The following is a 9999-nucleotide window of genomic DNA, read 5'->3' on the forward strand; positions in this document are numbered from 1 at the left end:
ACCAAGCTAAAAACTGAACCTTGACCACAGATAGTAGGGGGTTTCGTTCAGAAAAGACTTCAAATTCGGCCTTGAACGAGTAAAACTTTCTAGGAAATAAGGTGGAACATGAGATTTTTTCGACTTGTTCAAAGTGGCCGGAGGGCATTCGGACACTGAAAACGGATGTGGAGGAAAGCGTAAGACTTCTGTTAAAGAAGCAGCATCCCGTGAAGCGTCAACCCCATTCAGCGACCATTCTAAAAAAGTGGCGTGGTGAGGAATCGCCGTCCGTTTTACGGCGGCGAGGATGTCAAATTCTCCTCTGCCTAGGAATTATCGTCAAAGTTTGGCGGCAAAAATAAATAGCTAGGCAGTCAACTTGATCTTTTTGGCCAAGTCAAGGCCAAATCCCCTGAATAGGAATCTAGCCAACTCGCTCAAATCCATGCTAGTCTGTTGACACTTAATAATATCTCCATAAACAAGCACTAGATGAATTTCAGTTTAATCAAAGTTCCCTTTGTGGATTTGACTTGGCAAAATCAGCCCCTACAAGCAAAAATTACCGAGGCAATCCAAACAGTTATCGACCGGGGAGATTTTGTTTTAGGCCAAGCTTTAGCCGAATTTGAAACCGCCTTTGCCCAAGCTTGCGGAGTCGAGTATGCTGTGGGAGTAGCTTCTGGCACTGCTGCTCTTACCCTGGCTTTACAAGCTTACGGCATCGGTGCCAGGGATGAAGTGCTAGTCCCCGCTAATACCTTTGTCGCTACCCTCATGGGTGTTGTGCAAGCGGGGGCCAAACCGATTTTAGTTGATTGTCACCTCGATACGGCCCTAATTGACCTCGCGGCGGCTGCTCAAAGAATTACCCCCAACACCCGCGCCATTCTCCCCGTACACCTGTACGGACAGATGGTATCACCCCAACAATTACAGGATTTTGCCCGCAGCTATAATCTGATTATCTTTGAGGATGCGGCCCAGGCCCATTTAGCCAGTAGAGAAGGTTATCGCGCCGGCAGTGTCGGTGTAGCGGCCGGGTTTAGTTTTTATCCCAGTAAAAATTTGGGTGCTTTTGGCAATGGCGGAATGTTAGTGAGCAATGATCCCGAAATTAGCCAAAAAGCCCGCAGTTTAAGAAATTATGGCGCACCGAGCAAGTATTTTCACACCGATATCGGCACTAATAGCCGTTTGGATAGCATACAAGCCGCCATTTTAAACATTAAATTACCCCATCTGGAAAGCTGGAATCGCTCCCGTCATCGAGCGGCAAGACAATACGACAGGCTTTTGGCTCCTTTAGCCGATAAAGGCATTTTACCCGTACAAGACGAAACCGAGACTGGTCATGTCTATCATCTCTACGTTATTCGCATTCTCCCCCATTGTCCCGTTGAGCGCCAACAACTACAAGAACAATTAACTGCCGTCGGTATTCAAACCGGCATTCATTATCCGATTCCTTGTCATCTGCAACCGGCCTATCGCTACCTGGGTTATCAACAGGGAGACTTTCCTAATGCAGAGACTCTCTGTGAAGAAATTGTCTCTCTCCCCATGTACCCCGGCATCAGCGAGGAGCAGATTGACATCGTTGTTGAACAGATCACTGCGATCATCGGGTAACATAAATTCAGAATTTGTCACTAAATCGCTCCGTCCTATGGGTGTTAGTCCTTCCTTGTCCCCCGTCTCCCACAAAAATCGGCAATCTTGGCTGATTATCGGTTTCTTGGCGGTTATCTATGGTCCTGTGATCTTTCACTGGTACGATGGTTGGCTGAATAAATCGATCGGCATCGAACACGAATACTTTAGCCACGGCTTGATTGGCCTTCCCTACGCCGCCTATATTGTCTGGCAGAATCGCAAAAAATGGCAACGCCTCGAAGATCGCTCCCACCCCCTCGGAGCGTTTTTGTTAACCCTAGGAGCGATTTTTTATCTCCTCGGTTCCTCCCTTTGGGTTAGTATGTCTTTTCCGATTATTTTAGCGGGAATCTGTCTCTGGTTAAAAGGAACAGAAGGTTTTAAATTGCAAGGATTTCCCCTACTTTTAACAGCCTTAGCGACCCCTAATCCTATCCCCTACCTGATTGCTCCCTATACCCTACCCCTACAGGTTTTTATTGCCGCTTGCGCTGGCTTTATTCTCCAGCAAGCCGGCTTAGATGTCTCCGTTGACGGTATCTATGTAGCGGTAGAAGGTAGGATGGTGGAAGTCGCTCCCTACTGTGCGGGGCTGAAAATGTTATTCACCAGTCTTTACGTCACCCTCCTGCTGCTCCATTGGACTGATACCATCGAAAACGGTCGTAAAACCCGCTTTATGCTCCTCAGTGCCTTTGGAATTAGTGTCGGGGCTAATATTATTCGTAACGCGCTTTTAGCTTGGTTTCACGGCACAGGACAAGACGAAAACTTCAAATTACTCCACGATAGCTGGGGGGGTGATTTATACTCGGTCTTTATGTTATTACTGATCCTTTTGGTCTTCCAAATCATGCAGTATCGCGAGGCGGTTAAGAAAAAGTCCCTAGCTCAAGAGGAAGGTAACCAGGATGATTAGTCAAAAAATTCCAGCCGAGGTAACTTTAGTGTTAGATAAAGTCAAAAAAAAGCTCCCGGGTAATTATTTACTGCTGTTGTGCCTGCTGCTGCTATTGATTGTAGGGGGTATCTTGCCCAATTTAATTTCTGGCCAGTGGTCTTGGGTGGATCAACCGAGAATCGGTAATATTCAAAAAATGCGGACTCTACAAGAATCGGGAATCAAGTTCTCTGACCTGAAAACCATCGACCAGAGCCAAGGAGAAATCGGTGAGGGAAAATGGTCGGTACAAGTGGTGGAAACTCCTGAAGGCAAGAGGATCACCGTGCTTTTAAAGCCACAGATATACTATAAAAATCAACCAGGATTAGAATGGTCGGATATCACTTCGATTAGTCGTTGGAATCAGGGGGAAACAACCGAGCTATTAATCCCCACCCAGTCGGGAGGAAAGGCCACGGCTCGATTCTATCGTGCCTGGACACAAAACACCTTGGCCGTGGTGCAATGGTATGCTTGGCTAGGTGGTGGTCATTACGATCCCTCGGTGTGGTATTGGCTTGACCAATGGGCGCAATTAAAAAGACAGAGAGTACCCTGGATAGCCGTTTCCTTGCTGATTCCCTTAGAACCGACGAAAGAACTGCAAACTCTCACTCCCTTTGCTCTCAATCTCGCCAAGGAAGTTCAAAGGAACTTAGAACAAAATGTCTTAAGTCAATTAACTTCTCTGCCTGAGACCAAAAAAGAAAAGTAGTTTTTCTGCTCCCAACTATCTGTTTAAAAAAAACTAGCTCAAGGCACTTTTATAGTCCTTAATAGCTTCTTTGTTCCTCTCCCACTAGATAACTCTCAGAAAATAAATTGATATATCTGTATGATTCCACCAATGCTCAACAAGTTTTTGCCAGTTAGTTTATTCAGAACCGGGGCTATAGCCTTATCAGGGTTGAGTCTGACAGGGTTCTTATGGGTAATTCACTGCGAGAGACTCAAGGCCCAGGGTCCTTTGTCCATACCCCAGACTCAACCCGGAGCCGGGTTGGAATTTTTGCCCCCCCAACCGCCTAATCCCACCTTTCCTGAAAACACGATTCCCCCCACTGGCTACAGTCCACCGGTTTACTCTCCCAATAATTCCCAATCCCGACAAATTCAGGCCTATCGACTTGATATCGGCGATCAAATTACTGTCTCGGTTCCCGATTTTCCCGAATTTAATTCCACGGGGCCAGTGGATCCCGATGGTAATTTTCTGGTGCCGATTTTAGGGCGTATTCCGGTGCTCGGCTTGACTTTAGACGAAGTGCAAACTAAAATCCGCCTCGAATTGGGGCGAAAATACTTGCGGGAGGAACCGGAAGTGATTGCGGTTTTAACCACTGCCCGTCCCGTCCAGTTAACCATTCTGGGAGAGGTACAGCGACCGGGGTTTTATAATGTTGCGCCTAATACTCCCCTAGCGCAGGTACTTTTGGCGGCGGGGGGTGGCACTCCCAGAGCCGATCTGCGTTCGATCGTTGTCCGTCGGGTTTTAGTCGATGGTACAGTATTAGAGGAGAAACTTGACCTTTATACTCCCTTAATTAAAGGGGAACGCTTGCCAGATATGCGTCTGCAAGGGGGCGATGCCGTGATTGTTTCCAAGCTAGAAGTAGGCCAAGAAACGGGATATAATCGCACACTGGTGGCGAGAACCACCCTCACCCAGCAGAATATCACTGTCAGGGTTTTAGCTCCCTTAGTTCCTTCGGGAATTGCCCTGAGAAATGTTTCGATTCCTAATGGCAGTACCTTCCTCGATGTGGTGGCTAGTTTACCGGTTTCCGATCGCCTGCGGATTAATGTCAATGAAGTGTCTCTGCTACGTTTTGATAGTGCCAAAGGGGGAATTGTTAGTCAAACTTTGAGTCCGATAGCGGCAGTTAGGGGAGATATCTCCCAAAATGTTCCCCTAGAAGATCAAGACGTAATTATTGTCACCCGCACCCTATTAGGGGAAATTTTCGCCGCTTTTAATATCATTACCCAACCCATTCGGGATATTTCCAATTTTACCAATACAATTCTCAACCTTAGCAATAACTTCCAATAACTTCCAATAACTGAGGGGCAACTTGCTCCCTTCACTCCTTAACACAACTTCATAAGCTAGGATTTCAAGGGCGAGAATCACTCTTGACCGCTAAAATGTAAAGAATCTGGGAATATATTAAAAAGCTATGGCTCTACCAATTGTGAAACGATTTCTCATCTCGCTAGATCAGAACAAATTTGTGGGAATATTCGTCTTCCTCGTCTGTTTAGGTGGTTCTGTGATCTTTGCTCTCCTACCCGATCCTGAGAAACCCCCCACCTTTTATCGGGCGGTGGGACAATTGGCCTACCGGGTGCCGCCGCCAGCTTTTACCAGTATAGGAACCCAACTGCAAGAACAAGGGCGGGCTATTGACCGCGATTTACTACTGTCTCCCCGGGTATTGGTCAATGCCGCCAAAAAATTGCAATTTAATCAGGAACAGATCGTTAAAATTCGCGATCAAGATTTGAAAATCACCTTCCCTGGTGAAGTGGAGGGACAAAAAAATAATAGCAATCGGCCTACAGAAACCGACCAACCCCAAGAGATGCTTTTAGAGTTAACGGCCGACTCCCAGGCCAAGGCGGAGTTAATTCTCGAAACCTTGATGAAGGAAATGGTGGAATACAGTCGCTGGCTGAATACTTCTCAGTTACGGGCCCGCATAGAAGCTCTCAGTGTCCGACTTAACGAAGTCCAAAAAGATTTAACCAGAGCCGAAGAAAAGTTTTATCGCTACATTAGTACCCAGGGTTCAGATTTATTGGCGATTCAAGATGGGAGTTTATTCACCGCTATCACCAGTAGTCAACAGCAACAGCGAGAAATTCGCCTAGAACTGCAAGGCATTCAAGGACAGATTAATAGTCTGAGTGAACAACTCGATTTAACCCCCGATCAAGCTTACACCTCCTCGGCCCTTAGTGCCGACCCGATTATTGCCAGTATCCGAGCGCAGATATTGGGTACGGAAGCCCAATTGGAGCGACTACAGAAGGATTTACGTCCCGAACATCCCACCGTAGCTAAATTACGCAAAGAACAGCAAGTTAACGAATCTCTCTTACAAAAAAGAGCCGCCGAGGTGATCGGAAAAGATGGCATCCTGACCGATCTTCCCAGCAGTCGCATCCGTCAGCAAAGTAATCTCGATGCCACCCGTCAACAACTAGCGGCTCAATTAGTCACCCTGCAAACCCAGCGCGAGGGTTTAATGAAACAATTAGAATCCTTAGTGACTCAGGAACAGCAATTACGCTCCCAATACGAGAAATTCCCCGATAAACAGCTACAGCAAGCTCGTTTAACCCAAGCCGTCGCCTTTCAACGGGGTATCTACGAGAATATTCTCAATGCTCTGGTGGATGCTCAGGCTGCAGAAGCGGAAACCGTGGGTAGTCTCACCGTCGCCCAACCGCCAGTGGCTCAACCGATCGAACAGGTGTTTAACCGCAAGAATCGTACCTTGATTCTCTTGGTGGGTGCTGGTTTGGGAACTTTAGCCGGATTGGGTACGATTCTCCTGTTAGCAGTGATCGATGATCGCCTGCACAGTCCCCAAGAATTGCGGGAAGCTTTGGTTAGTCGGGATATACTACTCTTAGGACAATTGCCCATTGTCCGGAATTTAGAGGGCGAGGAAATCGAGCCGATTCTCGCCGATGCTAATGCCAATTATCTCCCCTACTACGAACGTTTACGCAGTACCCTGCGACTTGTGGGCGGCGGCGAAACGGTGAAAGTGGTCATTGTCACCAGTATTACTGGCGGAGAGGGGAAAACTGCCACTGCCTATAATCTGGCGATCGCTGCGTCTTTAGCGGGCCGACGGACTCTGTTAGTCGAAGGAGATCTGAGAAGTCTTTCTAAGGCCGAAGAAATCGGAGTCACTCCCGATCCCAATTCTTTCCGAGAACCCCTACTTTACTACGGGGCAAAAAGTAAATCGATCCGGCTGGCCCCAAATATAGAAAACCTTTCCATTTTGCCTAGTCCCGGTCCGCAAAAACAAGCGGCAGCTATCATTGAATCGAGCGAATTACAATTAATTCTCAAAGATTCTCGCGGCCGTTTCGATCTGGTGATTGTGGATACTCCTTCTCTGTCTAGCTGTAATGATGCGCTGCTCTTAGAAGAACTAGCGGACGGGATTATTCTGGTAACGCGCCAGGCGATAACTCGTTCTAGTCTCTTGAGTGAAGCAACTGACCAGTTAACAGAAGCGGAAGTGAAAATTTTAGGGGCGGTGATTAACTACGTCGATATTACGCCGACTCTCAACACCGCCGAACCAGAACTGCCACCTTTGATAGTTCCCCCACTACAGGAAAAAACAGAGACAGAGGAAGTGAAAGTGGAGGTGTAAATGCGGTTACTTATGACAAAATCTTCTGGCTCGATCGAATTGTGGTTCTTGCCAAGAAAAAGCAAAATGACTGATACTATCTATGGTGGGAAAGGCTATGCGAATCGCTTCCATTTGCACTTCTAAGGAGGGACGATTGTTATAGGGTTGTCCCCATAAACCCGCTAAAGCTGGGATAACAGCAGTTTGATTTCCCCTGCTTGCCACTACTCTTTTGATCTGATTAACTACACAGGTAGTATCGTTACAATTAGCGTAGGACATGGGATGCCATTCTAGGGAAGCGGGAAAACTATCCCAAGCTTGTAACCGGGAATCAAAACCTTGATTACCCACAAGACGATTTCCATCAGGAAAAAACACTGCCCCGGCGGGAATTCCCTGACGTTCCACTAGGGCGGAAAAATAACTAATATAATCAATTACACCCTGGGCAGCATGGGCAACCGCTAGGAACCAAAGTTCTAATTTCAGGCGATCAAAACGACTTTTAACTGATTGTTTCATCTCCTCTTCTAAGGGGATTCTACCCTGCCAAAGAGGGGCGGTTTCTTGGGGATAAAGGCGATCGGCTTCGACGATATCATGGGGGGAAATTTGGCCGCGAGTCAGATAGCGATCGATTAAAAATTTGCCCTTATTATTCAATCCTCGATTAATTAAAGCTTGTCGGGATGCCGGACTAAAAATCCATAAATCTTGGACATCATCGGCAACGGAATCGACTCCTGTTCCTCTGGGATAGCGAATATAATCAAATAAAACTCCATCGGGACGACGTTGTAAAATGGCTTCTAGGAGAATTAAATAATCCTGTCGCGCTTGATTACTGTAGGGATCGACAAAAGTTTGGGATCGATCATCGACAAAAGAGGTGCTATCCTGTCCTTTACCATTGCGTGCTAACGCCTCCTGTCGATCGGGTTTTAAGCTATAAGCATAGCCAAAATTGAGGCTAAATAACCAAGCATAAACCTTTAAACCGCGTTTATGTCCCTGTTCGATCGCCTGTGCTAATAAATCCACATTTCCCGCACCCGGATTTTTAATCACGCTATCCCAAACGGTGGGATTATTGTTAGGAGGTAATAAGACTTGACCATCGGCAAAAACTTCCAGATAAACTGTATTATAACCTTTGGCCACGATGCGATCGAGGATACTTTCCATCGATCCAGGACGGGTATCACAGGAGTAGAGACGTAACCAGATCGCTTGTTCCTGTAACCAGTGTCGGGAACGACAAAAGCGCAATTGTTCAGCATATTTCTGCAATAAAATGTTATATTCTTGGGGGGAAGTTTGACGCAGATTTTCTTGTTGTTTGATTTCCGATTCGGACAGTTGACAGTTATTATTGACTGCGAGGCTAGGGTTAATCCCTAGAGGACTACTCCAGAGGATTATAGCGAGGAAACAGGATAGCGATCGCAGATAATTGACTTTCTTTAACATAGTTGTTCACGGCAAAAGTAGCAAAGGAGAAATTTTCTTAGTTTGCTATTTTTTTAGAGCAGTTATCTTAATGGTGAGGTATAAGGTTTTCGGTTTGGGGATAGGAGAGACAGGAGACGATTCTCAGTCAGATTATACTTCAGCTTTATCGAAAATTTGGGTTGAAAACCCCGGAAAAATTTTGCCACCAACCAACCCAATCAACCGATCAGATGTTTCGATTCAACTAATTTCTAAGCGCCAGTAGAGAGTTTCTTCAGGCTAGAAGCTAACCCCGTCAAATCTCCTTCCTTTGCAAGGGAAGATAGGAAGATGGAAAATTAGTTAGGGTTTGCGGCAAAAAGTTTTTCGTGGGGGTAGGGTGTGGGGTGTGGGGTGTAGGGTGTAGGGTTTTACCCGTTTTCAGAGGGTCAATTACCTAATTTTCGGGGAAAAAGTCCCGGAATTTTCCCCCCGACCACTCCAATGGTTGGCACTTTTTGAGGTAAAAAAAGTCTAAAAGTCTTACCCAACAAGGTTTTTAGATTTATTCAGCAAACCCTAGTTAACCTTTTGGCAATTGCTAGATGACTAAAAATAAAAAAGTGCTGATTTTAGGGGGAACGGGGGAAGCGGCGGCATTAGCGGCTAAAATTGCGGCAATTCCGGGTATAGATGCCATCGCTTCTTTGGCCGGTCGCACGAGAGAACCGATTACTCTCACAACTCCTTCTCGCAGGGGGGGGTTTGGTGGTGCCACCGGGTTAGCCAATTATCTGCGTCAAGAACGCATTGATTGTTTAATTGATGCCACCCATCCCTTTGCCGCGCAAATTTCCTTTAATGCCGCTCAAGCCGCCTCGGATTGTGGTATTCCTCGATTAATCTTAAGTCGTCCAGCTTGGGAAAAAGTATCTGGAGATAATTGGATTGAAGTAGAAAACAATCAAGCGGCGGCGAATATTTTACCGGGGTTAGCCCCGCGGATATTTCTCACTATTGGTCGGCAAGAACTGGCAAGTTATGCACATTTAAACAATATCTGGTTTTTGATGCGGATGATCGACCCACCGGCAGCGGATGCCATCGTACCGGTTGGAAAATTATTGTTGGCACGGGGGCCTTTTTCCTTACAGTCAGAGCGCTCTCTTTTACAAGAATATAACATTGAGGCGATCGTGAGTAAAAATAGCGGCGGTGATGCCACTTACGCCAAAATTATCGCCGCTAGAGAGTTGGGAATAATCGTGGTAATGATACAACGTCCACCTGTACCTGAAGGAGAAAAAGTGGCGGATGTTAAAAGTGTCCTGGCATGGTTAGAAAAAAGGTGGCTCTCTTGATTTTTCTGGAAAAATCATCAGTAAACCCTATCTAAATTACTCGTTAAGACTGCACCGAAGAAGGGAGCAGGGAGAGGAATTTTGAGCATTTGTACTAAAAATTCCCCTACGCAGTTTAAATTCAGTTATCAGTTATCAGTTATCAGTTATCAGTTATCAGTTATCAGTTATCAGTTATCAGTTATCAGTTATCAGTTATCAGTTATCAGTTATCAGTTATCAGTTATCAGTTATCAGT

The 9999-nt window shown here is 46.1% G+C and carries 8 protein-coding genes; 7 read left to right on the top strand and 1 reads right to left on the bottom strand.

Going from position 1 to position 9999, the window contains the following annotated elements; translation table 11 throughout:
* Positions 1 to 209: 209 nt before the first annotated feature.
* From IM322_RS06965 to IM322_RS06990, 6 genes are all read left to right on the top strand, one after another.
* Positions 210 to 344 (top strand): hypothetical protein, encoded by a 135-nt coding sequence (locus tag IM322_RS06965; protein WP_287699061.1) that lies wholly within the window; start codon positions 210 to 212, stop codon positions 342 to 344.
* 130 nt (positions 345 to 474) lie between these two features.
* Positions 475 to 1614, top strand: a complete 1140-nt coding sequence (locus tag IM322_RS06970) for a DegT/DnrJ/EryC1/StrS family aminotransferase (RefSeq protein ID WP_287672366.1) — start codon at positions 475 to 477, stop codon at positions 1612 to 1614.
* 37 nt (positions 1615 to 1651) lie between these two features.
* Complete coding sequence (gene crtB / locus IM322_RS06975; RefSeq protein WP_287672368.1) at positions 1652 to 2557, top strand: cyanoexosortase B; 906 nt, start codon at positions 1652 to 1654, stop codon at positions 2555 to 2557.
* Positions 2550 to 3296, top strand: coding sequence for a cyanoexosortase B system-associated protein (locus IM322_RS06980; RefSeq protein ID WP_287672369.1), 747 nt, complete (start codon positions 2550 to 2552; stop codon positions 3294 to 3296). The genes crtB and IM322_RS06980 overlap by 8 nt, the downstream gene beginning before the upstream one ends.
* Positions 3297 to 3416: 120 nt before the next feature.
* Positions 3417 to 4634 carry a polysaccharide biosynthesis/export family protein gene (locus IM322_RS06985; RefSeq protein ID WP_502863103.1) on the top strand — a complete coding sequence of 406 codons (1218 nt, stop codon included), beginning with the start codon at positions 3417 to 3419 and terminating at the stop codon, positions 4632 to 4634.
* Positions 4635 to 4761: 127 nt separating this feature from the next.
* Entirely contained in the window at positions 4762 to 6984 is a 2223-nt protein-coding gene (locus IM322_RS06990) for a GumC family protein (protein ID WP_287672373.1), read from the top strand.
* A 6-nt stretch (positions 6985 to 6990) separates the two neighbouring features.
* Here the strand turns inward: IM322_RS06990 and IM322_RS06995 are convergent, their stop codons facing one another.
* A complete protein-coding gene (locus IM322_RS06995; RefSeq protein WP_287672375.1) occupies positions 6991 to 8439 on the bottom strand; it encodes a family 10 glycosylhydrolase in 1449 nt (482 codons plus the stop codon).
* Positions 8440 to 9005: 566 nt separating this feature from the next.
* Between IM322_RS06995 and IM322_RS07000 the strand changes: the two genes are divergently transcribed.
* Positions 9006 to 9761 carry a cobalt-precorrin-6A reductase gene (locus IM322_RS07000; RefSeq protein ID WP_287672378.1) on the top strand — a complete coding sequence of 252 codons (756 nt, stop codon included), beginning with the start codon at positions 9006 to 9008 and terminating at the stop codon, positions 9759 to 9761.
* Positions 9762 to 9999 lie beyond the last annotated feature (238 nt).

Origin of the sequence: Microcystis sp. M109S1 (assembly GCF_020247025.1) — a bacterium.
Classification (GTDB): domain Bacteria; phylum Cyanobacteriota; class Cyanobacteriia; order Cyanobacteriales; family Microcystaceae; genus Microcystis.

Coding starts and splice junctions, on each gene's coding strand:
- IM322_RS06995 (WP_287672375.1), bottom strand. CDS start 8,439: ATGTTAAAGAAAGTCAATTATCTGCGATCGCTATCCTGTTTCCTCGCT.
- crtB (WP_287672368.1), top strand. CDS start 1,652: ATGGGTGTTAGTCCTTCCTTGTCCCCCGTCTCCCACAAAAATCGGCAA.
- IM322_RS06985 (WP_502863103.1), top strand. CDS start 3,417: ATGATTCCACCAATGCTCAACAAGTTTTTGCCAGTTAGTTTATTCAGA.
- IM322_RS06990 (WP_287672373.1), top strand. CDS start 4,762: ATGGCTCTACCAATTGTGAAACGATTTCTCATCTCGCTAGATCAGAAC.
- IM322_RS06970 (WP_287672366.1), top strand. CDS start 475: ATGAATTTCAGTTTAATCAAAGTTCCCTTTGTGGATTTGACTTGGCAA.
- IM322_RS07000 (WP_287672378.1), top strand. CDS start 9,006: ATGACTAAAAATAAAAAAGTGCTGATTTTAGGGGGAACGGGGGAAGCG.
- IM322_RS06980 (WP_287672369.1), top strand. CDS start 2,550: ATGATTAGTCAAAAAATTCCAGCCGAGGTAACTTTAGTGTTAGATAAA.